The sequence below is a fragment of the Bradyrhizobium sp. genome (genome assembly GCF_022844465.1).
Classification (GTDB): Bacteria; Pseudomonadota; Alphaproteobacteria; order Rhizobiales; family Xanthobacteraceae; genus Bradyrhizobium.
The window spans coordinates 674918-701192 of the sequence record NZ_JALHLP010000001.1 but is presented as its reverse complement, the minus strand read 5'-3'; the positions used below and the strand labels follow the sequence as shown (position 1 = coordinate 701192).

General features: G+C 64.0%; 23 protein-coding genes. 17 read left to right on the top strand and 6 right to left on the bottom strand.

Features of this window, described 5'->3' with window-relative positions; genetic code table 11:
- Positions 1–209: 209 nt before the first annotated feature.
- The gene (locus Q0D31_RS03480) at positions 210–410 is read left to right on the top strand and encodes a hypothetical protein (RefSeq protein WP_291845005.1); all 201 of its coding nucleotides are present in this window, start codon (positions 210–212) and stop codon (positions 408–410) included.
- Positions 411–423: 13 nt separating this feature from the next.
- Positions 424–1197: a hypothetical protein gene (locus tag Q0D31_RS03475; RefSeq protein ID WP_291844996.1), complete on the top strand. Its 774-nt coding sequence runs from the start codon at positions 424–426 to the stop codon at positions 1195–1197.
- A gap of 40 nt (positions 1198–1237) precedes the next feature.
- Here the strand turns inward: Q0D31_RS03475 and Q0D31_RS03470 are convergent, their stop codons facing one another.
- From Q0D31_RS03470 to Q0D31_RS03460, 3 genes are all read right to left on the bottom strand, one after another.
- Positions 1238–1855, bottom strand: coding sequence for a DUF1254 domain-containing protein (locus tag Q0D31_RS03470; RefSeq protein WP_291844985.1), 618 nt, complete (start codon positions 1853–1855; stop codon positions 1238–1240).
- A complete protein-coding gene (locus Q0D31_RS03465; RefSeq protein WP_291844982.1) occupies positions 1852–2430 on the bottom strand; it encodes a DUF1214 domain-containing protein in 579 nt (192 codons plus the stop codon). The genes Q0D31_RS03470 and Q0D31_RS03465 overlap by 4 nt, the downstream gene beginning before the upstream one ends.
- Before the next feature lie 151 nt (positions 2431–2581).
- On the bottom strand, positions 2582–4867 hold the full coding sequence (locus Q0D31_RS03460; RefSeq protein WP_291844979.1) for a PBP1A family penicillin-binding protein: 2286 nt from the start codon (positions 4865–4867) through the stop codon (positions 2582–2584).
- 355 nt (positions 4868–5222) lie between these two features.
- On the opposite strand from Q0D31_RS03460, the gene Q0D31_RS03455 reads away from it, so the two are divergent.
- The 4 genes from Q0D31_RS03455 (at position 5223) to Q0D31_RS03440 (ending at position 10714) form a co-directional block, all read left to right on the top strand.
- Positions 5223–5750 carry a YcgN family cysteine cluster protein gene (locus Q0D31_RS03455; protein WP_291844976.1) on the top strand — a complete coding sequence of 176 codons (528 nt, stop codon included), beginning with the start codon at positions 5223–5225 and terminating at the stop codon, positions 5748–5750.
- A gap of 381 nt (positions 5751–6131) precedes the next feature.
- Positions 6132–7766 carry an AAA family ATPase gene (locus Q0D31_RS03450; protein ID WP_291844973.1) on the top strand — a complete coding sequence of 545 codons (1635 nt, stop codon included), beginning with the start codon at positions 6132–6134 and terminating at the stop codon, positions 7764–7766.
- Positions 7763–8917: a UvrD-helicase domain-containing protein gene (locus Q0D31_RS03445; protein ID WP_291844969.1), complete on the top strand. Its 1155-nt coding sequence runs from the start codon at positions 7763–7765 to the stop codon at positions 8915–8917. Before Q0D31_RS03450 ends, Q0D31_RS03445 begins: the two co-directional genes overlap by 4 nt.
- Positions 8918–9148: 231 nt before the next feature.
- On the top strand, positions 9149–10714 hold the full coding sequence (locus tag Q0D31_RS03440) for an MDR family MFS transporter (RefSeq protein WP_291846734.1): 1566 nt from the start codon (positions 9149–9151) through the stop codon (positions 10712–10714).
- 69 nt (positions 10715–10783) lie between these two features.
- Here the strand turns inward: Q0D31_RS03440 and Q0D31_RS03435 are convergent, their stop codons facing one another.
- A complete protein-coding gene (locus tag Q0D31_RS03435; RefSeq protein WP_291844966.1) occupies positions 10784–12418 on the bottom strand; it encodes a thiamine pyrophosphate-requiring protein in 1635 nt (544 codons plus the stop codon).
- A 165-nt stretch (positions 12419–12583) separates the two neighbouring features.
- Here Q0D31_RS03435 and Q0D31_RS03430 point away from each other — a divergent pair, with 165 nt between their 5' ends.
- Positions 12584–13030 (top strand): porin, encoded by a 447-nt coding sequence (locus Q0D31_RS03430; RefSeq protein ID WP_366518500.1) that lies wholly within the window; start codon positions 12584–12586, stop codon positions 13028–13030.
- A gap of 155 nt (positions 13031–13185) precedes the next feature.
- Here Q0D31_RS03430 and Q0D31_RS03425 read toward each other — a convergent pair whose 3' ends face one another.
- Entirely contained in the window at positions 13186–14151 is a 966-nt protein-coding gene (locus tag Q0D31_RS03425) for a Ku protein (protein WP_291844963.1), read from the bottom strand.
- 253 nt (positions 14152–14404) lie between these two features.
- Between Q0D31_RS03425 and Q0D31_RS03420 the strand changes: the two genes are divergently transcribed.
- The 8 genes from Q0D31_RS03420 to Q0D31_RS03385 all read left to right on the top strand — a co-directional run bounded on the left by Q0D31_RS03420 (position 14405) and on the right by Q0D31_RS03385 (position 22778).
- Positions 14405–14557 carry a hypothetical protein gene (locus Q0D31_RS03420; protein ID WP_291844961.1) on the top strand — a complete coding sequence of 51 codons (153 nt, stop codon included), beginning with the start codon at positions 14405–14407 and terminating at the stop codon, positions 14555–14557.
- A 272-nt stretch (positions 14558–14829) separates the two neighbouring features.
- Positions 14830–15501, top strand: a complete 672-nt coding sequence (locus Q0D31_RS03415) for a response regulator transcription factor (RefSeq protein ID WP_291844958.1) — start codon at positions 14830–14832, stop codon at positions 15499–15501.
- Between the two features lie 89 nt (positions 15502–15590).
- A complete protein-coding gene (locus tag Q0D31_RS03410) occupies positions 15591–16964 on the top strand; it encodes a sensor histidine kinase (protein WP_291844956.1) in 1374 nt (457 codons plus the stop codon).
- A gap of 151 nt (positions 16965–17115) precedes the next feature.
- Positions 17116–18522, top strand: coding sequence for a hypothetical protein (locus tag Q0D31_RS03405; RefSeq protein ID WP_291844954.1), 1407 nt, complete (start codon positions 17116–17118; stop codon positions 18520–18522).
- Positions 18523–18655: 133 nt separating this feature from the next.
- Positions 18656–19759 (top strand): c-type cytochrome biogenesis protein CcmI, encoded by a 1104-nt coding sequence (gene ccmI, locus Q0D31_RS03400; RefSeq protein WP_291844952.1) that lies wholly within the window; start codon positions 18656–18658, stop codon positions 19757–19759.
- Between the two features lie 40 nt (positions 19760–19799).
- Positions 19800–20291: a cytochrome c maturation protein CcmE gene (gene ccmE / locus Q0D31_RS03395; protein ID WP_291844950.1), complete on the top strand. Its 492-nt coding sequence runs from the start codon at positions 19800–19802 to the stop codon at positions 20289–20291.
- A complete protein-coding gene (locus tag Q0D31_RS03390) occupies positions 20288–22270 on the top strand; it encodes a heme lyase CcmF/NrfE family subunit (RefSeq protein ID WP_291844947.1) in 1983 nt (660 codons plus the stop codon). The genes ccmE and Q0D31_RS03390 overlap by 4 nt, the downstream gene beginning before the upstream one ends.
- A gap of 4 nt (positions 22271–22274) precedes the next feature.
- On the top strand, positions 22275–22778 hold the full coding sequence (locus tag Q0D31_RS03385) for a cytochrome c-type biogenesis protein (protein ID WP_291844945.1): 504 nt from the start codon (positions 22275–22277) through the stop codon (positions 22776–22778).
- On the opposite strand, the gene Q0D31_RS03380 is transcribed toward Q0D31_RS03385, so the two are convergent.
- A complete protein-coding gene (locus tag Q0D31_RS03380; RefSeq protein ID WP_291844943.1) occupies positions 22775–23554 on the bottom strand; it encodes a sulfite exporter TauE/SafE family protein in 780 nt (259 codons plus the stop codon). The genes Q0D31_RS03385 and Q0D31_RS03380 overlap by 4 nt on opposite strands.
- A 124-nt stretch (positions 23555–23678) precedes the next feature.
- Between Q0D31_RS03380 and Q0D31_RS03375 the strand changes: the two genes are divergently transcribed.
- Positions 23679–24200: a DUF1993 family protein gene (locus tag Q0D31_RS03375; protein WP_291844941.1), complete on the top strand. Its 522-nt coding sequence runs from the start codon at positions 23679–23681 to the stop codon at positions 24198–24200.
- Positions 24201–24484: 284 nt separating this feature from the next.
- A complete protein-coding gene (locus Q0D31_RS03370; protein WP_291844939.1) occupies positions 24485–26080 on the top strand; it encodes a Do family serine endopeptidase in 1596 nt (531 codons plus the stop codon).
- The last annotated feature ends 195 nt before the right edge of the window (positions 26081–26275 follow it).

Sequence of the window (26275 nt, the reverse complement as noted above, 5' to 3'; positions counted from 1 at the left end):
CAGCCGGTGAAGAGATTGGCTAAAATGCAAGGCGTCGGCCACAGAGGCCCGGCGCCCTTGGCTCGATATCGTTCTGTCGCCCCGAAGCCGTTCCTGGCACGGGAAACTACGGCCGGCGCAAATTAAGATGCCGTTAACCACGTTCTGTTCTGAATGACTCCATGCCGCCGGCCACATCCTGTCCGCGCGGCGACCAGAGAGAATGGAATATGGGCACTATCATCGAATTTCCGGCGGATGCGGCCTCGCGGCGGCCGGGCTCTGCCGTGGAGGGGGCGCCGGGCGAGGGCCTCGGAACCGTGCTGATCCTTCCCGTTGTCCGCATCGAGCGGGGCGTCGCCGAAACCGGTGACGGGCGTGGACCGGAAGAAGGCGCTGCGCCCGGACGCCGTCGCCGCCGCCGCTCCTGACGGAAATTCAGAGATGCCGGAGATGCGCTTTCCGATCCGGACTACCGGCACTCGGTCGCTCCCGGCGCTCACCCTGCTGCTCGCGAGCCTGGCCCTGGGGGCCTGCAGTGGCGGCGACTTTGGCCGCACCCGCGCAGACATGCGCAACGACGACATGCATCGCTGGCTGGGCGCGGAGGCGACGGCAAGCGTCGGCCTCAAGCCTTCGCACTTCCAGCTCACCGAAAACGAACGCCAGCTTCGCGATCTCGCCTATCCCCTGATCGAGCCGCCGCGCTCGCGTCCGGCCTGGAAGAGCGTGTTCGGCGACTATCAGCCGCTGCCTTCGCCTTGGCGGCAGAAGGTGGTGTTCGACCGCACCAGCTACGGGCGCGCGTTGATCGACGAGCCGCACCGTTCGCACACCTCGCGTTACCAGCAACTGATCGAGGATGTTCGCAACGACATTGTCAGATTCGAGCCGTTCTTTGCATCCGCCGCGCGCGTGATCGAACTCGACCGCAAGCGCAACGCCAGCCTCAGGGTCGTGTCCGAACTGTCGCCGCGCGAACAGGCCGATGCGGTCGCGCGCATGGAGGAGAACGCGCTGATCGTGCAATGGGTGCAGCAATGCCTGGAACGGCGCATCGCGTCCTATCGCTGGGCGTTGGAGCGGCTGGCGATTCAAACTCCCGACATCATCGCCGCCGATGCCGACCGGCTGATCGGCGAGCTCGCGGCGCAAACCGCCAATCCGCCGATGGCCGCGCAGCCTGTGATTGGGCGGGCCGTGAGCGTGAAGGGCTGATCACTTTCGCCGCCGGCGCCGGAACGGGTCGCGTGCGACGCTACTTGCTCCTGCCTTTGGGGGGCGCCGGTGGCGGCGCCGGCGCAGGCTCCGGCTGTTTCGCCGCCGCGGGTTCGGTCTGCAGCTTGCAACTGGAAGCCGCGAGCGCCGCCTGCGCCTGCGGCATCAGGCCGGGCTCCGGCGCCAGCGCCTTCAGCACAATCAAGCCGGTCGTGGTCGGGGAGTCGATGATGAGGCGGTCGGCGGCGGTGACTTCCTCATCCTCCGGCAATTCGGCGTGCTGCGCCTCCGTCATCAGGTCGAGTTCGATCACCTTGCGGCCGGCCGAGCGGTCGTTGATGGCGTAATAGGCGACCTCGTTGCGCGTATAGAACGACACCGAGGTGTAGGCCTGGCTGACGGGCACCGTCAGCTTGATGGCGCCCTCGGAGAGGTCGTAGCGGCAGATCGCGACCGCGAACGCCGGGTCCATGAACGGCATCGGCGCGTTGTTGGGCTCTGCCAGCGGCAGCGCCGTGACGGAGTTCAGCCTGGTCAGCGGTGTCAAGCGGGAATAGGCATCCTGGCTCGCCAGGCGCGGCAGCGCCAGCACGCTGACCAGATGCACCACGCCACCCAGCAGCACGCCCGCGACGATGGTGAACAACACGCGGATCATGGGCAGCTCACCGTCGAGATCGAGGGCATCGGCGCGTCGCGCTGCGTCCGCGTCGCCACGCCGACCGGCGTATCGTAGAGCCGCAGCATCAGCGCGTAGCGTTCGATGCCGCCGGTCGGCAGCCAGTTGCCGGCGCGCGAGCGCGCCGCCACCCGGATCTCGAACTGGCCATCGGAGCTGCGGATGATCTCCTGGCTGGTGAATCCGTAGCGCTGCAGCGAATTCGCAACCAGGTGTCCCTTGCGGTCGAACAGCGTCAGTGTCCAGAACCGGGCCGCCGGCGTCACCCCGCTGACGACCACATCGCATCGTCCGTCGAGCGGCCTGTTCTTGTCGTCAGTGGTGGCTGAGAAGGCAATGCCGTCGCCGGTGCCGATCGGCAATTCACCGCTGCGGGCAATGGCGGCGCGCGAATAGGGATCCACCTCGGCGGTGCCGCTCTTGGGCCGCGCGGTCCAGGCGCCGATTGTCAGCGTACCGAGATCGGTGCCGCGGGTCGCCGTCAGATAGGTCGAGCCGAGGCCGACGACGGCGGCAAGCGCCAACGTCAGCAAGGCGATGAAGATCAGCCGCACGGGCCAGCGCTCCGAAATCTCACCGTGTCGTATTCCCGTCGATTCGCTTCAACGGGAATATGAGAGATGTCCTGTCATATGGGCATGATGTCCGGGTCAAGGATACGCGTCTGCGCCGAGAAAATCGATGGCCCGCTTCCGGATCATGCGACTAGTTTCGCGGCGCCGGTGCCGCCTGGGCGCCGGCCGCCGCGGCAAAATTGTCCGGCGAGGCCACAGCGCCTGAGGTGATCGGTTTCGCGGGCTGCTTTGGCTGATCGTTGGACGAGGTCTTGCCCGCGGCCTTGCCGGCGTCGTCGAGCAGTTTCTCGACGCGCACCAGAATATCCGCACCGCGCTTGGTCAGTACCGGCGGGGGCCCCGGCTTGGTCTCCAGTATCCTCGACGCGCTGCTGGCCGCCACGGCGGCGGGGAGGGCGGACTGCGGCGGTTTCGCGCCCATCCCGACCCCGGGGATTTCCTTCACCTCGACCCCCTGATGCGCGACGACCATGATCTCGCGCCAGGTCTGCGCCGGCAGCGAGCCGCCGGTCATCCGGTTGGTCGGCGAGTAGTCGTCGTTGCCATACCAGACCGCGCAACTGAAATTGCCGGTGAAGCCGACGAACCAGGCGTCGCGATAGGCGTTGGTGGTGCCGGTCTTGCCGGCGGTCGGAATACCCTCGATCGCGGCGCGCCGCGCGGTGCCTTCGCTGACGACGTGGCTCATCATCCCCGACATGTCGGCGGCGACGGAGGCCGGTATCGCCTGCACCGGCTTCTTGCCGTCGCGATCGAAGCGCCAGACCAGGTCGCCGACGCTGCTGCGCACTTCCAGCACCGCGTGCGGTTTGGCCGCCCGGCCCTTGTTCGGGAACGTCGCATAGGCGACCGCATGTTCGACCACAGTGACTTCGTCTGAGCCGATCGGCATCGACGGCGTGTCGGGGAGTGGTGCTGTCAGACCGAACCGGCGCGCCACCTCGGTGATCTTCTGACGGCCGACCTTGGCCGGGTTCGGCGCCTTGCCGCCGAGCGCGATCGACAGCTTCACCGGCACCACGTTGATCGAGCGGGTGATCGCCTGTGTCAGGGTGACCGAGCCGGAATAGGAATGGCCATAATTCTGCGGGCACCAGTTGCCGATGCAGACCGGGCCGTCGACCACGATCGAACTCGGCTTGTAGCCGTTCAGCAGCGCGGTGGCGTAGACGTAGGGCTTGAACGAGGAGCCGGGTTGCCGATAGGCGTCGGTCGCACGGTTGAACTGGCTGGCGCCATAGTCGCGTCCGCCGACCATCGCGCGAATGCCGCCGTCGAGATCGGCGACCACGGCGGCGGCTTGTGTGGCGTGATAGTCGCGGCCGAACTGGCGCAACTGGTTTTCGACCGCTTCCTCTGCGGCGCGCTGCACGGTCATGTCGATCGCGGTGCGGACCACGAAGACGCGCTCGGTGTAGGATTTCGGGAAGGTATCGACCAGCTTGCGCATCTCCTCGAAGGCGTAGTCGAGATAATAGTTCGGCCAGTTTTCGTCGCGGCGGTCGACGGCGATGGCCGGGTTGCGCCGCGCGCCGAACACCTGGCCCTCGGTCATGAAACCGGCATCGACGAGGTTGTCGAGCACGATGTTGGCGCGGGCGCGGGCGGCGGGCAGGTTGATATGGGGGGCGTATTTGGTCGGCGCCTTGAACAGGCCCGCCAGCATCGCCGATTCCGCGAGCGTGACGTCGCGCGCCGATTTGTTGAAGTAGAAATGCGCCGCGCCATCGACCCCGAAGGTGCCGCCGCCCAGATAGGCGCGGTCGAGATAGAGTTTCAGGATTTCGTTCTTGGTCAGGCGCGTCTCCAGCCAGATCGCCAGGAACGCTTCCTTCACCTTGCGTTCGATGGTGCGCTCGTTGTTGAGGAACAGGTTCTTCGCCAGCTGTTGCGTAATCGACGAACCGCCCTGGCGCACGCCGCCGGCCTGCGCGTTGGTGACCAGCGCGCGCGCGGTTCCGGCCATGTCGATGCCGAAATGGTCGTAGAAGCGGCGGTCCTCGGTGGCGAGTGTCGCCTTGATCAGATTGTCCGGGAAATCCTCCAGCGGGATCGAGTCGTTGTGCTTGATGCCGCGGCTGCCGATCGGGTTGCCGTAACGGTCGAGGAAGGACACCGCCAGATCGGACTTCTTGAGCCAGTCGTCATCGGCGGTTTCCCGGAACGCGGGGACCGCGAGCGCCAGCATGACGATCAACCCGCCGAGGCCGACGGTTGCGGCTTCCGAGGCCGGCTCGATGAAAACCCAGCGTTTCCAGCGGCCGACATGGAAGCGATCCATGAAGGTGGAATAGCGTTCGTAAAGTTCGCGCAAGCCCTTGCCCGACGAGAACAGCGTCGAATCGATGCGCGCGTCCAGATCCAGAAAGAAGTTCCGGATCTTCTGCTTCCATTGCTCAGGTACGATCTGGCGCACTGGTGCCCGTTCTCGTAGGCGCTCAGGCGTCCCAATGGGCGCTGCTGAGACGTCTTGCTAGGATGCTGCGGTAAACCCAAGGCGCTTTTGCGACCGTGGGGACGCGCGGCTGTTCTATCCGAGCGGAGGCCATAAACCAATGCTCCCGCTCGCCATTTTGGTGATAAACCCCAACGCTCTCCAGATTTCGATGGGCGCGCCATCGGCCCGACATGGCGCCGCATGCAGCCCGGTTTCGAAACGAGACGCCAGATTCTTGATTTCGCCCGTTTTCTCGAGGCGAAAGCGGTTTCCACTGTGCCCGAAAACGCTCTAGAAGGGCGGCTGCCGAAGCATTCCGGAAGCACCCGAGTCCATGACCGCGCCGCCCAAGCCGCCTTCCGGCCAGGAGGGATTCTTCTGGAAAACCAAGACGTTGGAACAAATGTCCAACGCCGAATGGGAAAGCCTGTGCGATGGCTGCGCGCGCTGCTGCCTGGAAAAGCTGGAGGATGAGGATACCGGCAAGATCTACTTCACCCACGTCGCCTGCAAGCTGCTCGATTCCGGGCGATGCACCTGCAAGGACTATCCGAATCGTTCCGACCAGGTTCCGGATTGCGTCCGGCTGACCCCGCAAAACGTCCGTACCCTGAACTGGCTGCCGCCGAGCTGCGGCTACAGACTGATTGCCGAGGGGCGCGACCTGTACTGGTGGCATCCGCTGATCTCGGGCGACCCCAATACCGTCCATGAAGCCGGCGTTTCCGTGCGCGGCCGGGTGCAGGGCACCGAGGACGAGATCGCCGCCGCCGATCTCGAGGATCACATCGTCAACTGGCCCGCGCTGTTGCCGAAGCGGGCGCGGCTGAAGAAGCCGCCGAAGGCGTCAGACCGTTCATAGTTGGCAAGTTCAAAACGCATGATTCGAAGTCCCCGTTTGGGAGATTGAATCTCAAGCGTCTGGCTAGAAACGATGCGACTAGCCTGACCCGGCAGCGGTAGTTTCGGGACAAAGCGGACGTCAGTCAGCCAACAATCCCTGCTGAGTGGGTCGCAAATGATCCGTAGCCGACGCCGTCACATCTGCCAACGACTGCTGTGCGCCATTACGGGCCCTTAGCTCGGCGCCAGTTTCCGGACATTAGAGAGGGGGCTTCTGAGATCAGTCCGCGGAAAAGCGGCGCTCTCAGATCGGTTGCACTGCTGCGGCTCGCCTTTCAGTTGTGTTGGCCTTACAATTCGAATCAGCGCGCTAGCGCGCCACAACGAGCTGGGGCGGCGCATGAAAATTGCCAAGGTCAAGATCACCAACTTCAAGTGTTACGAGGAGACCTTTACCCTCGCTTTGAACGACGGCCTAAACGTCATCGTCGGTGCCAACGAGTCTGGAAAGAGCACAATCCTGGAAGCGATCCATCTGGCGCTGACGGGACTCCTGCACGGCCGGCCCCTGAAAAGCGACCTTACAAGCTATCTCTTCAACTTGGCTGCCCAGACTAAGTACGTGCAGAGCCTCGCCACCGGTTCTCCGTTGCCGCCGCCGGCGATCACCATCGAATTGTTCTTCTCCGGAGGAGAGGGCGAACTGGCCGAGCTGGAAGGGGATGGAAACTCGGAAAAGATCAGAGCCAGCGGGGTGGTCTATCGTATTGAGTTCGACGAGGAGAACTACAAGGGGCCGTATGAGGCGCTGCTCGCGGGCGGCGAGCTGACTTCCATTCCGGTCGAGTACTACATGGCGACCATGCGTTCGTTCGCGCGCAGGGGCATTACCTCGCGCAACATCCCGATTAAATCCGCCTTAATCGATTCATCCAGCGCCCGCTTGCAGAATGGCTCCGACGTCTATGTCTCTCGGATCATTCGCGACGTGCTTGAGGAGACCGAGCGGGCGTCGATTTCGCAGGCCCATAGAAAACTGAAGGAGGCTTTCGTCGAAGATAAGAACCTGCAGTTGATCAACGAGCGGATCACCAAAGCCGCCAAAATTAGCCAGAAGTCGGTTAGCATTTCGGTCGACTTGTCATCCCAGACCGCCTGGGAGAGCAGCCTTATGACGTACATCGACTTCATCCCTTTCCACTACATCGGCAAGGGCGAGCAATGTGTGATTAAGACCAAGCTGGCCCTCAGCACCAAGAAGAACACCGAGGCCACGGCCATCCTGCTGGAAGAACCTGAGAACCACCTGTCGCACGCGCGGCTCAACGAACTGATCGCCGACCTGACCGATCAGCACGGTCAGAAGCAGATCATCATTTCCACCCACAGCAGCTTTGTGGCCAACAAGCTCGGTCTCGATCATCTGATCGTGCTGCGTGACGGCAAGGTGGTGCGCCTCTCGGAATTGGAGGCCAGCGATTTCTTCAAGAAGCTGGCGGGGTACGATACCTTGCGCTTGGCGCTGGCCCACAAGGCAATCTTGGTTGAAGGCGACTCTGACGAGCTCGTCGTCCAGCGGGCCTATATGGACGCCCACGGCGGACGACTGCCCATCCAGGACGGCATCGACGTTATCTCGGTCGGTACGGCCTTCCTGCGCTTCCTGGAGCTCGCCAGGGCACTGAGGATTCCTGTGGCCGTGGTGACCGACAACGATGGCGACACCGCTGCCGTTGAAAAGAAGTATGCCGCGTATAAAGGCGAAGCGCTCGTCAAGGTCTGCTTTGATCCTGTCGTCGATGGCGGATCTCTGACCGTTAAAGGCAAGGCCTTCAACTATAATACTTTGGAACCGAAAATTCTGAAGGCGAACAGTCTTGCGACGCTCAACAGCGTGCTTGGAACGTCGGCGAAAACGGACGACGAACTCCGCATTCACATGCGAGCCAACAAGACCGAGAGCGCTTTGTCCATTTTCAATTCAACGGCCTCGATCGCCTATCCCGGCTATATCAAGCAGGCTATCACGCCGTGACAGGCGAGAACAAGATCGTCATTGCCGCGGCCGGCTCCGGTAAGACGACTTACCTCGTCGAGCAGGCGGTGAAGATCAAGCGCGAGCGAGTCTTGATCACGACCTACACGGAGTCCAACGAGGCGGAGATTCGCCAGAGGTTCTTCGAACTCGTAGGTCATGTGCCTGCCAACGTCGTGGTTATGACTTGGTTCAGCCTCCTGATCACGCACGGCGTAAAGCCATTCCAAGGCGGCCTGTTCGATTTTCCTGTCACGGGCATGCTGCTGGTCCAGACGCAGTCGGGAGTTCGCTTCCACAACAACAAAGGCATCGCTGTAACGTGGCCCGAAGAGCAGATCGGCAACCATTTCTTCGACCCAACCGGAAGGGTCTTTTCGGACAAGCTCTCCAAGCTCGTGATCCGTTGCAATTACAAGAGCGACGGCGCCGTTATCGATCGGCTTAGCCGCGTGTTTCCCAACATCTTCGTCGACGAGGTCCAAGACCTGGCCGGCTACGATCTCGACATCCTTGCGGCACTCGCCCGCAGTTCCGCCCGCTTGCTGATGGTCGGCGACCCGCGGCAGGTAACCTATCTGACCCATCATGAGCGCCGCCATGGGAAATATGCCGATGGCGGTATCGTCGCCTTCCTGCAACGGGAGCTTCCCCGGAAGGTTGTTGTCCAGATCGACGAAACGAGTTTGAGCTGGTCGCATCGCAACAGTGACGCCATCTGCGCGGTCTCCTCGCGGCTGTTTCCGTCACTGCCCGCCAGCCGCGCCTGCAAGTGTCTCGGGTGCCGCGGAATTCCGCTGGCGGGCGCAGGTGTATTCATCCTTAGGCCCGCTGATCATGCTCACTATCTGGCGAGCGTCAGACCGATGCAGTTGCGCGACAAGATCACCAGCAGTGGCGTCGACAAGAGGCTACCCGTGATGAATTTCGGAGAATCCAAGGGGAGAGGGTTTGACCATGTGGTCATACTTCCCACGGCGCCGATGCAAAAGTGGCTTGTCGACCCCACGGTCGAGTTGAAGGCCCAAAGCCGAGCTAAATTCTACGTCGCGCTAACGCGGGGTCGCCATAGCGTGGCCATCGCGATGGATTGGGGGGCCGCGCCCCTGCCTGCGGGCTTTTCGCTCTACGAGCGCGCGGCACCGGCTTAACGTCGGCGCTGACATCGATGGTCCTTTTGACGTCGCCAAACGGTTGCTTTGGGTAGAGTTCAACCCCCTGACGGCTTGCATTGATCGATTGCAGGAACCCGGCGATGCCCTCGCGGGATGCTCCCATGCGCGCAAGCGCCTGCCGCTAAGGGAATTTAGGCTTTATTGTTCAACGCATATGGCGATTCCATCTCGGCGGCCTCGGTCGCGAAGAAGAATATTGCGTCGGACATGAACGAGCACGAACGGCAGAGCCGACAACCTGCCGATCAGGCGACATTGCCCGACGACATCGGCGAAGAACTCTCGCACATCGCGACCGAGGTCATCGATATCAGCGATGCGCCGCCACGCGCGCCGCTGAGCCCCGACGAAGTCCGCACCATCCTGATGAGCCTGCTGCTGACGATGTTCCTGGCGGCGCTCGACCAGACCATTGTCGCCACCGCGCTGCCGACCATCGGCCGGCAATTCAACGAGTTCGGCAATCTGTCCTGGGTGATCACGGCCTATCTGCTGGCCTCGACCGCGGTAGCGCCGGTGTTCGGCACCTTGAGCGATATCTACGGCCGCCGCGTCATGATCACGGTTTCGCTGGCCCTGTTCACGGTGGGCTCGATCCTGTGCGCCGTCGCGCCGAACCTGACGGTGCTGATTATCGCGCGCGGTTTGCAGGGCCTCGGCGGCGGCGGCATCATGCCTGTCGTCCAGACCGTGATTTCCGATGTGGTGTCACCGCGCGAGCGCGGCCGGTATCAGGCCTATTTCAGCGGCGTCTGGATGGCGGCGGGCTTGCTCGGCCCCGTGCTCGGCGGCGTGTTCGCCGAACATCTGCACTGGTCGATGATTTTCTGGATCAACGTGCCGCTGGCTCTGGGAGCGTTGGTGCTGCTGCTGCCGAAGATGGGCAAAATTCCGGTGTTCCATCGCCGACGCAAGGTCGATTGGTTCGGCGGCGTGCTGCTGATGGCGTCCGCCGTCGTGGTCATGCTGGTGCTGAGCTGGGGCGGCAACCGTTATGCCTGGCTGTCGCCGGCGATCATGGCGATGATCGGCGCTGCGGTGGCGCTGGCGTTCGGCTTCGTCTGGCATGCGCGCAATGCCGAGGAGCCGTTCCTGCCGCTGCCGCTGCTGGGTGGAACGGTGGTGCCCTACGCAATGGTGGCCGGCGGCTGCGCGCTGGGTGCCATCACCGCGCTCACGGTCCACCTGCCGCTCTATTACGAGGTTGTCTATGGTTTGACCGCGAGCGAAGCCGGGCTTGCGCTGATCCCGCTCGCCGCGGTTTCCACCTGCGGGGCGGCGATCGCCGGGCGGACCATGGCGCGCGCCAGGCATTACAAGCGGGTGGCGATCGCGGGCACTTCGGCGGCGGCGATCTTCGGCGCGGTGCTGACGGTTACCACGCTGCCGCTGTGGGGTTTGCTGATCTTGATGTCGCTGTTCGCGCTCGGGCTCGGCACCACGTTCCCGGTCAGCGTGGTCTCGCTGCAGAACGCGGTGGCGCGGGCGCAGATCGGCACCGTCACCGGTGCGATGAATTTTTTCCGCTCGCTGATGTCGTCGTTTATGGTGGCCGTCTTCAGCGCCATCCTCCTGATGGCGCTGGGCGCCGGCATCTCGCTCGGCGAGCACCGCGGACCGGCGAACGCGATTCCAGCAGCCGACATGATCAATGCGTTCCGCTACGTCTTTGGGGCCGCCACCGCGCTGTTGGCCTGTGCCGCGCTCTGCATCATCCTGATGGAGGAACGGCCGCTGGCAGGTCCCTCGACGCCGGCGGAGCGGGCCGAGTAGCAGGATACCGTTTTCTCAGCCGTATTCCGCTTTGCATGGGGTTGTTTTGCGAATTTTTGTTTTGGGCCCTCAGGTCCCCGGCCTTGAGACCTCGGTCTCCTTGCTGGTGATGAACTCGAGCAGCACCGGAACGCCTTCCTTGGTCTTCGCGATCCCGCGCTTGATGGCGGGGACGATGTCCTCGGGTTTCGTCACCCGCTCGCCATAGCCGCCAAAGGCGCGCGCCATCGCGGCGTAGTCGCCGGAGATGTCGGTCGAGCGGTATTTTTCGGTCGAGATCGGCATCACCTTCAACTCGATCGCCATGGAAAAATTGTTCAGCAGGATCGACATGATCGGGATCCGCTCGCGCACCGCAGTCTCGAAATCCATGCCGGTGAAGCCGATCGCAGCGTCGCCCCAGACGTTGATGCAGAGCTTGTCGGGTCTTGCGAGCTTGGCGCCCATCGCCAGGCCGAGGCCATAGCCGAGCTGGGTGGTCTTGCCCCAGCCGATATAGGACAGCGGCTCGACCGCCTTCCAGAACGGCGAAAGCTGGTCGCGCGGGCTGCCGGCGTCATGGGTGATGATGGTGTTCGCGATGTCGACCGTGTGCTGCAGGTCCCACAGCACCCGATAGGGGTTCAGCGGCGCCTCATTGTGGGTCAGCTTCGGCATCCATTTCGCCAGCCACTCCTTGTGCGAGGCGGCGATTTCGGCGGTCACCGCCGTGGCGTCGCGATCCGAGGTGACGCTCTTGCCGATCTCGTCCAGCAAGGCGTCAAGCACCAGGCCGGCATCGCCGACCAGCCCGATCCTGGCCTCGACATCCTTGTTGAGATGGCCGGGATCGAGCGTCGAATGGATGATGGTCTTGCCCTTCGGCATGGCGACCCCGAACGAGGTTTCGGTGAACGAGCAGCCGATCCCGAAGATCACGTCGGCTTCGCCGAGGAATTTCGGCACCGCGCGCGGCACCGCGAGGCCGCCGGAGCCGAGCGAAAGCGGGTGGGTTTCGGGAAATGACGACTTGCCGCCGAGGCTCGTCGTCACGGGGATGGCGAGGCGCTCGGCCAGACGCCTGAGCTGCGGCCACGCCTTGGCGTAGTGCACGCCCTGTCCGGCATAGATCACCGGCCGCTTGGCGCCGACCAGGAGTGCCGCGGCTTCCTTGACGTGGAGGGGGTCTGCGCCGTAGCGGGTGCGCAGCACCGGGGTATAGTTCAGAGGCTCCGGCACCTCCTCGTTCCACATGTCGGCCGGGATTTCGACGATCACAGGTCCGCCGCGGCCGTTCTTCAGCTTGGTGAACGCGCGGCGGAAGATGTTGCTGACCTCGGCGGCGATGTTGATCGGTTCCGAAGACTTCGCAAACGCCCGCATCGCCTGGCTGGAGTTGAAGTTCGGGTCGATATGGGCGAGCCGGCGCGCATAGCCCATCGGCAGCACCAGCACGGGCACGGATTCCCCGTAGCACTGCGCCACCCCACCCATGGCGTTCTCGGCGCCGGGCCCGTGCTGCATGCAGAAAGCGCCGATCGAATGTCCCGAAGTCACGCGCGAGATCGCGTCCGCCATATGGATGCCGATGCGCTCCTGGCGCACCATCACCGGGCGGATGTCGGCACTGGCGGCGTATTCGATCAAATGGTTGACGGGATAGCCACAGAGGATTTCGATTCCCTCGCGCTTCATGATTTCCGCAATGGCGGCGCCGAGCTTCATGGCCGTTTTCCCCCTGGATGCAGGCCTGGTTCGCTCCCGGCCGATTGGTCGATAGTTGGAACAGGATTTTCCATCGCGGTAAAGCGCGCCCGGCGCGTGCGCGCGGAAGTGCTGATATGCGTTTGGCCCGATCGGGGGTGGGCTTAGCCAGCCGGTACCGGGGGCATTGCCCTGACGACGGCCTGGGGTGTCCGCGGCGCGTTCAATCACAACTGGGACCCGTATTGGTCGAGTGCCCTGTTCTGCAGCTACTCGTCTGTCAGGTATGATGGCGGGGCCAACGACAATTTGCGGGGAGCGGGAACCACGACCGCGAAGGGCGCCTACTGCGCCGCGTTCGCGGCCAGCCATCCAGGTCAGGCATTGGTTGGCAATGCTACGGGGGCCTATACTTGTAACCCCGACTTCAATGTTGCCCAGCTCGGCATGGTCACCCGCTGGACGCCGGTCAAGAACCTGACCTTCGCGGCCGAAGTCCAGTGGTTCCATCTCGATCAGAAGATGTCGGGAAGCTCCGTGTTCACCGCGACTGCGCCGAAGCCGAACGCTCTCTACGAGTTCAAGGACCAGGGTACGTTCCTGCTACAGCTTCGCGCCCAGCGTAACTTCTGAGAACCAATGCCCCCCGGTCCGGGCGCAGGCCCGGGCCTCGTCAAGGCCGCGGCGGAGCGGGGCTACCTCGCTTCGCCGCAGCTTTCTGAATGGATCGAGCGCCGTTATCGCGCCGTCGTGCTTCAGTCCAGGCGACCGCGCGAACCCTTGCCCAATCATCCCGCCTTCTTGGTGCGGGCGGCGGCGCGCGCCGGCTTCTCGGCCTTTTTCGGCGCTTGCTCCGTGGCCGCTTCCTTCGCGGCACGGTTGCTGCCGCCGGCGATCGGCAACAGCATTTCGCCCTGGCCGGCCACAGCCTTGCGCGGCTTCTTGCCCTTCGCCTTGGCGGCAGGGGTGGCCTGCTGTTCGCCGGAAAGACTGCGCTTGAGCGCGTCCATCAGGTTGATGACGTTGCCGGCGGTTTTTGGCGCGGCCTTCGCCGTGGTACTCAGGCCGTTGCGCTTCTTGTTGATCAGATCGATCAGCGCCTGCTCGTAGCGGTCCTCAAATTTCTCGGGCTCGAACGATCCTGATTTCTGCTCGACGATATGCTTGGCCAGATCCAGCATGTCCTTGGTGATCTTCACGTCCTGGATGTCTTCGAAATACTCCTTTTCGCTGCGGACCTCGTAGGGATAGCGCAGCAGCGTTCCCATCAAGCCCTTGTCGAGCGGCTCCAGCGCGATGATGTGTTCGCGGTTGGTCAGCACCACGCGTCCGATCGCAACCTTGTTCATGCTGCGGATGGTTTCGCGGATCACCGCAAACGCATCGTGGCCGACCTTGCCGTCCGGCACGAGGTAGTAGGGGCGGATCAAATAGCGGCCGTCGATATCGGATTTCGGTACGAACTCGTCGATCTCGATGGTTCGGGTCGATTCCAGCGCAACATCGTCGAGTTCGTCCTTCGACACCTCGACATAGGTGTCGGCATCGATCTTATAGCCCTTCATGATGTCTTCGTTGGCGACTTCCTCGCCGGTGTCGGCGTCGACCTTGGCATATTTGATGCGGTGGCCGGTCTTGCGATTGATCTGGTTGAAGGAGACCTTTTCGGTGTCCGAGGTCGCGGGATATAGGGCGACCGGGCATGTCACGAGCGAAAGCCGCAGAAAGCCCTTCCAATTGGCGCGCGGGGCCATGGGATACTCCAAAAACGCTACAGACGGGCGATAGGATACCATCGGATTATCCCCCCTCAAACCCGTCAGATCCCGGAAATCGCGGACGGCGTTAACCGCGCAAGGCCGTGGATCCTGCCGCGACGCGCGAGGCTATGGGTGCATCGATCGCTCACCGAGGCGAATTGCCGGAACATCAATTCCAATCCGGCGTTGCGTTAAGAGCAGGGTGGAATTTTGCCAGCATCACAGGCACTTGAAATACGGAGTTCCCATGGTAACGCGACGAAATGGCAGGATTGTCGAAACAGCAACCGAGGCGCGTCAGGGCGAACCTGGTCCTTCCGTGCTGGCATTGCTGGCGGCCTCCACCGGGCTTGCCGTGCTGATCCTGGGCGTGGTGTGGTTCGTTTTCTTCCGCACCTGAACTGTCTGGTTCCTTCAGGAGGGGGCCTGGCTCGCGGCTAGCCCGGCTAAGCTTGGCTTCTTTGTGCGACGCGTCATGCAGCGGTGTCGCGCCCATCGCAGCGGATTATCCGATCGACAGAGCCAGCAGGGGGTATATCGGCGCGGCGATTCCTGGCGCATGAAGAAAAAGTAACTTGCCTCCGGTGTTCCGTTCATAGCCCGTTCACGCGGCTTGGCCTCACTTTGCGACCTGATATGGCTATAACAGGGCTCTCACCATTGGAGGCCAGCTTGCGGCTGCTCGTTGTTGAGGATGATCCGGATCTCAACCGTCAGTTGACGACGGCGCTGACCGATGCCGGCTATGTGGTTGACCGCGCGTTTGACGGCGAGGAGGGGCATTTTCTCGGCGACAGTGAGCCCTATGACGCCGTCGTGCTCGACATCGGCCTGCCCAAGATGGACGGCATCTCGGTGCTGGAGGCATGGCGGCGCAACAAGCGGGCCATGCCGGTTCTGATCCTCACCGCACGCGACCGCTGGAGCGACAAGGTCCAGGGCTTCGATGCCGGTGCCGACGATTACGTCGCCAAGCCGTTTCATCTCGAAGAAGTTCTGGCGCGCATTCGCGCGCTGCTGCGCCGCTCCACCGGCCATGCCCAATCCGAGCTGACCTGCGGCCCGGTCTCGCTTGACACGCGCACCGGCCGCGTCAGCGTTGCCGGCAATCCGATCAAGATGACCTCGCACGAGTATCGGCTGTTGGCCTATCTCATGCACCATACCGGGCGCGTGGTGTCGCGCACTGAACTGGTCGAGCACCTCTATGACCAGGACTTCGATCGCGACTCCAACACCATCGAGGTGTTCGTCGGCCGTATCCGCAAGAAGCTCGACGTCGAGATTATCCAGACCGTGCGCGGGCTCGGCTATCTGCTGACGCCGCCGACGCCGGGGGCTTGATGAAATTGCTCTTTTTTGAGCATGATCCTGTTCTAATGAAGGTTTCCACCTTGCGCTAACGCGGTCCTTCGGACCGGGATCTTGCTCTGATGCGCGGAAGTTCGCTCGCCACCCGGTTGTTCCTTTCGGCGACCGCGTGGGTGGTCGTGATCCTGGTCATCACCGGCGTGGTGCTATCCTCGGTTTATCGCAGCGCCACCGAGCGTTCGTTCGATCGCCGCCTCAATCTTTATCTTCGCACGCTGGTCGCCGAAGTTGCAACGCCGGACGAGCCGGCCGAACAGCAGTTTCAGTCGCTCGGCGAGCCGCTGTTCGAGTTGCCGTTGTCCGGCTGGTACTGGCAGATCGTCCGCAGCAACGAGAAAGGCGAAACGCGAGCCTCCCGTTCGCTGTGGGACAAGAAGCTGCCGAAACTCGAACAGCAGGGCGCAGAACTGACCGGCGCCGGCATCCGCCTCGGGTATATCGATGGTCCCGAGGGCCAAACTCTGAGGGTGGTCGAACGGCCGGTCGATCTTGGCGCCGACGGCAAGTTTCTCGTCAGCGTCGCCGGCGACGCGTCCGAGATTTTCGACGAGATTCGCAACTTCGACTATTACCTCGGCGGCACCTTCGCCGCGCTCGGCATCGTGCTGCTGCTGACCACGATCTTCCAGGTCCGCTTCGGCCTGGCGCCGCTGAAGCGCATCTCGGAATCGATCGCCGACATCCGCTCCGGCCGCGCCGAACGCCTGGAGGGCGAGTTTCCGGTCGAGATCGCACCGCTGGCGCGCGAGACCAACGCCCTGATCGACGCCAACCGCGAGATCGTCGAACGCGCCCGTACCCATGTCGGCAATCTCGCCCATGCCATCAAGACGCCGTTGTCCATCATCGTCAACGAAGCCTCCGCCCACGCGGTCGATCCGTTTGCCGGCAAGGTGCTGGAGCAGGCCTTCGTGATGCGCGACCAGGTCACCCACCATCTGGAACGGGCGCGGATCGCTGCGCGCGTCACCATCGTCGGCACCGTCACCGAGGTTTCTCCGGCCATCGAGGCGCTGTGTCGGACCATGGAAAAGATCCATCGGGATCGCGATATCGCCATCGAAGTCAGGGTGGATCCAAGGGCGAAATTCCGCGGCGAACGCCAGGACCTTGAGGAGATGGCCGGCAATCTGGTTGACAACGCGTGCAAATGGGCATCGTCGCAGGTCCGCATCGAGGTGCTGGTGGAGCCCCCGGTCGAGCCGGTTGCGGGGTCGTTGCTCCGTATTGTCGTTGATGACGATGGCCGCGGCCTGTCGGTCGCCGAACGGGCCCAGATATCCCGGCGCGGCCAGCGGCTGGACGAGTCCAAGCCGGGCTCCGGCCTCGGGCTCTCGATCGTCGTCGATCTGGCCGCTCTTTATGGCGGCAGTCTGGTGCTCGCGGACGCCCCGATCGGCGGGCTGCGGGCGGAACTGGTGCTACCTGGGATTTGAGCGCAGTTTCGCCGGAAAAAGGCCTGCCGGAGCCTGCCACGCCCGCCGCAGGACCCAGTTCCTAAACGACTTCTTAACGCCCATTCTCCTAGGATTGGGTACGGACGCGTCTTGTCGTCCGTGTGACACAGGCATATCCGCACCAGGGCGCATGAGCCAGACATCGACCGAGCGGCTGAGGGACTATCTCGCCCAGCTCCCGCCACAGGCGCAGGCGCTGCTGATGCGGGAGTTCGAACGCGCCATCGAACGTGGCGAGGATGCTACGGTCGCCAATTTCGTGCTCGATCAATTGCGCAAGGTCGTGCGCGGATCCCAAGAGGAAGATGAGGCTCGCCCCCGAACCGACGATCCGGCGCGGCTGCTGTTTCATCCACTCGAACCGTTTCTCGTCGAGAGCAATTATCCGGTGCGGGTCGGGCAGATTCGTCGTGCGTCGCTGCAGCCGGTCTGGCAGTGGCTCAGTCGCGACGGCGCGCCCGATGCCACGCGCGCATTCGAAACGGCTCTGGCCGAAATCCGGCAAACCGGCTCGACCGCCAGCCTGGAGTCGGCCGCCCGCAGATTCCAGATCGCGGCAGCCGAGGCGATTGTTGCGACCGCCGCTCCGGTGCAGGGTGACGACAGGCATCGGCCGCTCGCCCGCATCGGGTCGCCCAAAGTGGTCGAGGACATGTTGTCGATCGGCGCGGTATTGCGGGTGCGCGAGGCAATGGATGCGCTTGCCAGCCGAATTCCCAGCCAGCTGCGCAACTTCGCGGATGCACAGATCAGCTCGGTGAAGTCGGCGCTCGCCGTGCCTTCGCTGCAGACACCGCAAATGCTGCCGTTCGCGCTGTCGCTGATCATGCAGCGGCTCGATGCGCCTTGGCAGATCATCCGCATCGCAATCAAGATGGCAGCCTCGGATGACGAGCTTCGCGTTGCGGCCACGCCGTACGGCGTGGCGGTCACGATAGCACTGCACGATCTGTCTTATCTTGCCGCCTGCCTGCGCACGGACATCCGACGCGGCCAGTTCGACAATGTCGGCGAGCAGTTGAAGATACTGCACGACGGCGTCCGCGGCTTGCGCACCGAGCTCGACCTGCGTAACGATTCGGCGTGGGGCAAGCAGCTGACGTCGATCCGCGCCGATATCTCCAACTCGCTGCAGGCGGAGATCGAGAGCGTGCCCGGGCGGGTTCGCCGTTTCCTGCGCCAGCGCGCCGACAAGGACATTGCCTCCGCTCCCAAGATCGACGCGGCCGAGGTCGAGGAAACCGCGGCTCTGATCGACTTCGTGGCGGTGTGCCGCACCTATGCCAGCGAACTCGCGATCAACGAAGTGACGTTGCGGACCTATTCGGACCTGCAGCACTATGTCGAGCAGTCCACCGAGGGGCTAGTGCAGGCGTTGCGCGGCGGTGACGCCAAGGCGCGGGCCTACCGGCAAACCCAGGCCATGGCGGCGATCCGCTTCTGCGAAATCCTGTTCGGCCACGATTATGCCTCGCTGATGCGGCGGGCGGTCGAGAACGCCGGCACCGCCGAGCGCAAATCGACGCGGGCAAGCTAGGGCGTTTAGCGGTTTTTCTGTCGTCCGGAGCCCGTTCACTCCTGCAATTGTCAATTGCCGGGCTTGCCGCCAGTGGTGTAAAGCGGCGCATCGGCGCTTGTCATGTGAGCGTCGTCCGCCTGGGTACCGCTTGATGACGCTCTGGTTCGTGTTCGCGCTGATGACGGTCATGGCGATCTTTGCCGTGCTCTGGCCGTTGAGCCGCGGCGCTCTTGCGCAGCCCGGCGGCAGCGAGGTTGTGGTCTACAGGGACCAGCTCTCCGAGATCGATCGCGACGTTGAAGCCGGGTTGATCGGCGGCGACGAAGCGGCGGCTGCGCGCGTCGAAATCAGCCGTCGCCTGCTGGCCGCCGACGACGGCGAGCAGGGTGTGGCGCCGCAGCCAAGCCTGGGCCTGCGTCGCGCCTCGGCCGTCGTGGCGCTGCTGGCGTTGCCGATTGCGGCGATGACGTTCTATCTCTCGCTCGGATCGCCTCGCCTGGGCGACTTTCCGCTGGCGTCGCGGGTCTCCACCGCCGACGTCAGCCAGCCGCTCGATAAGATGGTGGCGCAGGTCGAGGCGCACCTGGAAAAAAATCCGACCGACGGTCGCGGCTGGAGCGTGCTGGCCCCGGTGCTGATGCGGCTAGGGCGCCACGACGCCGCGGTGCGGGCCTATCGCAATTCGATCAGCTACGGCGGCGACAGCGCCGCGCGCCGTTCCGACCTCGGGGAGGCCCTTGTTGAATCAGCGGGCGGGGTGGTCACGGCGGAGGCCAGGGGGGAATTCGAACGGGCGGTTTCGCTGAACCCCGAGGAACCCAAGGCAACCTATTTCCTCGGGCTTGCGGCGGAACAGGACGGCAGGCCCACCGACGCCGCGGCGGCCTGGCGCGCCATGCTTGCCAAGACGCCTGCCGATGCGCCGTGGCGGCCGCTGGTCGAGGCCGCGCTGGCGAGGGTGGGAGGCCCCGCCGCGCCGGCGCTTTCCAACGAGGCGGTGGCGGCGGCCAAGGACATGAGCGAAGCCGAACGCGGCGCGATGATCAGCGGCATGGTTGATCGGCTGGCCACGCGGTTGAAGGAGGACGGCGGGGATGTCGAGGGATGGCTGCGGCTCTTGCGAGCCTATATGGTGATGGGCGAACGCGACAAGGCGGTGCGCGCGCTCACCGCCGCGCGCCAGGCGGTTGCGGCCGATGTGGAACGCTTGCGCCAGCTTAACGATGGCGCGAAGAATCTCGGGCTTGATGGATGACCAGGTTGCCGGATCGCAGGGACGAAGACAAAGGATACGTATGACGCGCAAGCAGCGGCGTTTGACCATGATCGGCGGTTCGCTCGCGGTGCTCGCGGTGGCGGCGGCACTGGTGTTGAACGCGATGCGGGATTCCATCGTGTTCTTCTCAACGCCGTCGATGGCGGCCGAGAAACAGATTCCGCCCGGCAAGCGCTTTCGCCTTGGCGGCCTGGTGCAGCCGGGTTCACTGGTGCGGGGGGATAATCTCGCCGTGAACTTCAGCGTCGCCGACGGCAGCGCCACCCTGCCGGTGTCCTACAAGGGTATTCTGCCCGACCTGTTTCGCGAAGGGCAGGGCGTCGTCGCCGAAGGCATGCTCGACGTGTCAGGGGTCTTTAAGGCCGACACCGTGCTGGCAAAACATGACGAGACCTACATGCCCAAGGACGTCGCCGACGCCTTGAAGAAGCAGGGCCATTGGAAGGACGAATACGGCGCCAAGCCGGGTGCAGCGACGGTGCCCGTGCAGACCAAGGGGGCCTCGCGGTGATCGCGGAAGCCGGACACTACGCGCTGGTGCTGGCGCTCGCGCTGGCGCTGATCCAGTCCACGGTGCCGGTGTTGGGTGCGCTGCGGGGCGATCGGGCCCTGATGAACGTCGCACGCTCCACCGCGCTGGCTCAGTTGCTGTTCGTGGCGGCGTCATTCGCGGCGTTGACGATGCTGTACATCGTATCCGATTTTTCCGTCGTCAACGTGTTCGAGAATTCGCACTCGATGAAGCCGCTGCTTTACAAGATCACCGGCGTATGGGGCAATCACGAAGGATCGATGCTGCTGTGGGTGTTGATCCTGGCGCTGTTCGGCGGCCTGGTGGCCGCCTTCGGCAACAACCTGCCGCTGTCGCTGCGCGCGCATGTGCTGGCGGTGCAGGGCTGGATCGCCGCTGCATTCTATCTCTTCATTCTGGTCACGTCGAACCCGTTCCTGCGCATCGCTGCCCCGCCGATCGAGGGCCGCGACCTCAATCCGGTGCTGCAGGACATCGGCCTCGCCGTGCATCCGCCGATGCTTTATCTCGGTTATGTCGGCTTCTCGATCTCGTTCTCGTTTGCCGTCGCGGCGCTGATCGAGGGCCGGATCGACGCGGCCTGGGCCCGCTGGGTGCGGCCATGGACGCTGGTGGCGTGGGTGTTCCTGACGCTTGGCATCGCCATGGGCTCGTACTGGGCCTATTACGAGCTTGGCTGGGGCGGCTGGTGGTTCTGGGATCCGGTCGAGAACGCTTCGCTGATGCCCTGGCTTGCCGGCACCGCATTGCTGCACTCCGCGGTCGTGATGGAAAAGCGCAACGCGCTCAAGGTCTGGACCATCCTGCTCTCGATCCTGACCTTTTCGCTGTCGCTGCTTGGCACCTTCCTGGTGCGCTCGGGGGTTCTCACCTCGGTGCACGCGTTTGCGACCGACCCCGCGCGCGGCGTGTTCATCCTGCTGATCCTCTGCATCTTCATCGGCGGCAGCCTGTCGCTATACGCCTGGCGCGCGTCGACACTGAAGCAGGGGGGGTTGTTCGCGCCGATCTCGCGCGAGGGCGCCCTGGTGCTCAACAATCTGTTTCTCACCACGGCCTGCGCGACCGTGTTCATCGGAACGCTGTACCCGCTGGCGCTGGAGGTTGTGACCGGCGACAAGATTTCGGTCGGCGCGCCGTTCTTCAACCTGACTTTCGGCCCGCTGTTTGTGCCGCTGATGCTGGCGATGCCGTTCGGGCCGCTGCTGGCATGGAAGCGCGGCGACCTGCTCGGCGCGGCGCAGCGGCTGGCGGCCGCGGGAATCGCGGCGCTGGTCGCGGTTGCGGTGCTGTGGGCGTGGACCTTTGGGGGCAGCACATTCGCGCCGCTGGCGATCGGGCTTGCCGTGTTCGTCATTTCAGGTGCGTTCAGCGATCTTGCCGAACGCACCGGACTGTTCCGCGTTCCGCTGGCGACCGCATTGCGGCGCGGGCGCGGATTGCCGCGCGCGGCCTGGGGCGGGGCGTTCGCCCATGCCGGCGTCGGCATAGCCCTGATCGGCATCGTCTGCGAAACCACCTGGAACAGCGAATTTATAGGCTCGATGAAGCCGAACGACGTCGCCGGAATCGCCGGTTATCAGTTGAAGCTCGAAAACGTAAAGCAGCGGCAGGGGCCCAATTTTCGCGAGATGACCGCGGAATTCTCGGTCACGCGCAACGGCGGGCAGCTCGGCTTGATGACGCCCTCGAAGCGCGATTTCACCGCGCGCGGCTCCTCGACGACCGAGGCCGCCTTGCTGACCCGTGGCGCCAGCCAGCTTTACATTTCGCTCGGCGAAACCTCGGCCGAAGGGGCTGTCGCGGTTCGCATCTATCACAAGCCGATGGTGCTGCTGATCTGGTGGGGACCGGTCTTGATGGCGTTCGGCGGCTTGCTGTCGCTCTCCGACCGGAGGCTGCGTGTTGGGGCACCGAAGCCCGCCAAGCCGGCCCGCGCGCTGCAGCCGGCGGAGTGATCCATTGAGGCGCCTCCTTGCATGCGTACTTGTCTTCGCTGCGGTATCGGGCGGCCCGGGCGCCCATGCCGTGCAGCCCGACGAGATCATGGCGGATCCGGCCAAGGAGGCGAGAGCGCGCGATCTGTCGCGCGAATTGCGATGCATGGTATGCCAGAACCAGTCGATCGACGATTCCGACGCGCCGCTGGCGCGCGACCTGCGGCTGCTGGTGCGCGAGCGTATCGCATCCGGCGACAGCGACAACCAGGTGATGGATTTCCTGGTGGCGCGCTACGGCGAGTTCGTGCTGCTGAAGCCGCGCTTCACGCCGCGCACGCTGCTGCTGTGGCTGTTGCCACCGCTGGCATTGGCCGGCGGCGGGTTGGCGCTTTGGCTCTATGGCCGCCGCCGCCCGCGATCCTCAACCGCCGCCGATCCATCCTTGCTCAAATTGAGCGAAGAGGAGGAGGTCCGGCTGGAGCGCCTGATCGCCGGGGAATCGGCGCCGGAGAAGAGGCCGGTCTAGGCTCCGCCGCTCAGGCTGAGCAGCGCCTTGCCGATGCCGAGGCAGGCGAGCGTGATCAGGATCGCGAGCACCGCGCGGCGGAATGCTTCCTGGTTCATGCGGCGAAAGCCGTGGGCGCCGATCCAGATGCCGATCAGCAGCGCCGGCATCCAGGCCAGGAATTGCACGAAGCTCCGCCCGGTTACGATGCCCTGATAGGCAAAGTAAGCGATGCCCAGCAGGTCGGTGAACAGGAAAAAGAAGATGATTGAAGCGCGGCCGATGGCGGCGGCGCCGGGCGTCGAGAAATAGAACAGCACCACCGGCGGCCCACCGATGCCGAAGGCGCCGTTGAGCAGGCCGGAAGCGGCGCCGGTGCCGGTGCTGGCAGTCGGCCCCGGCGTCTCTTGCAGCCGGAACCCGCGCAGCATCAGGATGGCGGTGGCGATGACGAACACGCCGAGTGCGATCTGCGCCGGCGCTTCCGGTGCGTTGATCAGCGCATAGCCACCGATCGGCAAGCCGGCGACATAGCCCAGCATCAGCCACCTCAGCGACTTCCAATCGATCTCGCGCCAGATACCGGGAATGAGGTTGATCGAGGCGGCTATCTCCAGCAGGAAGATCGACGGTACGATCTGAGCCACCGGCAGCAGAAGCGAGATCGCCGTAATGCTGAGCAACGAGAAGCCGAAGCCGGAAAACCCGCGCACGATCGCCGCCAGGAAAATCGCCGCGCTGCTCAGCGCCAGGATTTCCGGTTCATCCTGCAGCGCGGATATGAGATCCGTGAGCATGCGGCTGCCCGGCGAAGATTTCCCGGGTGCACTCTATTGGTCTAGCGACCTCGATTGCAAGCGCGCCCGTTTCCGCTATGACATCGGGCGGCCAAGAAAAACATCGCGCAAGGGGAGACTGGACATGGCTCTTTCACTCTACGACGCCAGCGTGGCGAACTACCTGCAGACCCTCGGCGCGGTCGGCGGTTTCCTCGAGCGCGGCCTCAAGCATTTTCAGGAGAACGGCGTCGATCCCGAGACGATCGTGGAGGCGCGCTTGGCGCCCGACATGCTGCCGCTGCGCTTCCAGATCATTTCCGTCGCCCAGCATTCCCATGGCGCCATCGAGGGGGTCAACAGCGGCGAATTTCGTCCGCCCTCGTCGAAGACACCATACGACTATGCGGGATTGCAGGCGCTGGTCGCGCAGACCCGCGAGGCGCTGTCGGCGTGGACGCCGGAGGCGGTCAACGGGCTCGGCGGTCGCGACGTTGTCTTTCACCTCGGCGAGCACAAACTGCCCTTCACGGCGGAGGACTTTCTGATGTCGTTCTCGCTGCCCAATTTCTATTTCCACGCCACCACCGCCTACGACATTCTGCGCGCCAACGGCGTGCCGCTGGGCAAGCGCGACTTCATGGGTCGCATGAAGATGAAGAAATAGGCGGTTAGTCTGGACGAAGCGCCGGCGGCGAAGCTCTTGGGCTTTTGGCCTTCCAGTCTCCGGCGTGAAAGGCGCAAGCCGGACGGTAGCTCTTGTGTGCCTAAAGGGACTGCTGCAATGGCGTCCAATGCTTGGAAAACTTGCGTTGAACTGCCCCGTCCATCGTCCTTCCATTACAAAAGTTTAATTCGCCGGCCAGCGCGCGGTAAGGCGACAAACCCCATTTTCAGGCCTGTCAGGTGCGCCCGCACCCCCGAAATTCAGGCACTGGAGACCATCAGAAAATGACCGAACGTCCCGTCGATCCTTCCTCGCTTGAGACTCCCGGCACCCCGCGCCGATCGCTGATCGCAGCCCGCAAATTCGCGCTGATGGCGTCCGTCTTCGCGGGCCTGGGCGCTGCGGTTTATGGGTTTGACCCCCAGCCGGCCGCGGTCGATGTCTTCACCAGCGCGGCTCATGCCCAGGTCAACACCGAAGTCCGCAAGGTCGAGCGGCCGATCGGGTTTGCCGACATTATCGAGCGCGTGAAGCCCTCGGTGATTTCGGTCAAGATCAACATCGCCCAGAAACCCGCCAAGGGCGACGACAACGCCAACAAGGACGAGGATTCGCCGTTTGCACCGGGCTCGCCGATGGAGCGCTTCTTCAAGCGCTTCGGGGGACCCGATGGCTTGCCGCCCGGCATGCGTGGCGGACCGCGTAGCCGTGGACCGACGACCGGCCAAGGTTCCGGCTTCTTCATTTCGCCTGACGGTTTCGCCGTGACCAACAACCACGTGGTCGACGGCGCCGACAAGGTCGAAATCACTATGGATAACGGCAAGACCTATACCGCCAAGGTGATCGGCAGCGATCCCAGGACCGACCTTGCGCTGATCAAGGTCGACGGCCGAACCGACTTCCCGTTCGCCAAGCTTTCCGACAGCAAGCCCCGGATCGGCGATTGGGTGCTTGCGGTCGGCAATCCGTTTGGCCTCGGCGGCACGGTGACGGCCGGCATCGTCTCGGCCTCCGGCCGCGACATCGGCAACGGCCCCTATGACGACTTCATCCAGATCGATGCGCCCGTCAACAAGGGCAACTCCGGCGGTCCGGCGTTCGACACCAATGGCGAGGTGATGGGCGTCAACACCGCGATCTACTCGCCGTCCGGCGGCAGCGTCGGCATCGCTTTCTCGATTCCCGCCTCGACGGTGAAGAGCGTGATCGCCCAGCTCAAGGACAAGGGCTCGGTCAGCCGCGGCTGGATCGGCGTCCAGATCCAGCCGGTGACCGCCGAAATCGCCGAAAGCCTGGGCATGAAGAAGGCGGAAGGCGCGTTGGTGGCGGAGCCGCAGGCTGACGGTCCGGCAGCCAAGGCCGGCATCCAGTCCGGCGACGTCATCACCGCGGTCAATGGTGAGCCGGTCAAGGATGCCCGCGAGCTCGCCCGCACCATCGGCGGCCTCGCGCCCGGCAATGCGGTGAAGCTCAACGTCCTGCAGAAGGGCCAGGACAAGGTCGTCAACCTGACGCTCGGCCAGCTGCCGAACACGATCGAGGCCAAGGCCAATATCGACAAGGACGACAAGGGTAGCGCGAGCAAGGGAACCGGAGTGCCGCGGATCGGCCTGACGCTCGCCCCCGCCAACAGCGTGGCCGGCGCCGGCAAGGATGGCGTCGTGGTGACCGAGGTCGACCCCAAGAGTGCGGCGGCCGAGCGCGGTTTCAAGGAGGGCGACGTGATCTTGGAAGTCGCCGGAAAGAGCGTCAGCACCGCCGGCGAGGTGCGCGAGGCGATCGATGCCGCGCGCACGGACAACAAGAACAGCGTTCTCATGCGCGTGAAGAGCGGCGGTTCGTCGCGCTTTGTGGCAGTGCCGCTGGCCAAGGGCTAAATGGAGATGGAAGGTTTCGCCGGCATTCGTCGCCCCCGCCGACGGCTCCTTCCTGGGGGCGGGCCCAAAGCTCGCTCCCTCTGGCTACCTTTCGATGGAATACGCCCCCCTCCGTCGGAAGGGCCTAAGGGCGGTGGAGTCCCCCAGCTTCACCGCCCGATTTTTTCCTCGATCAAGAGGACCGCCGGTCGCCTT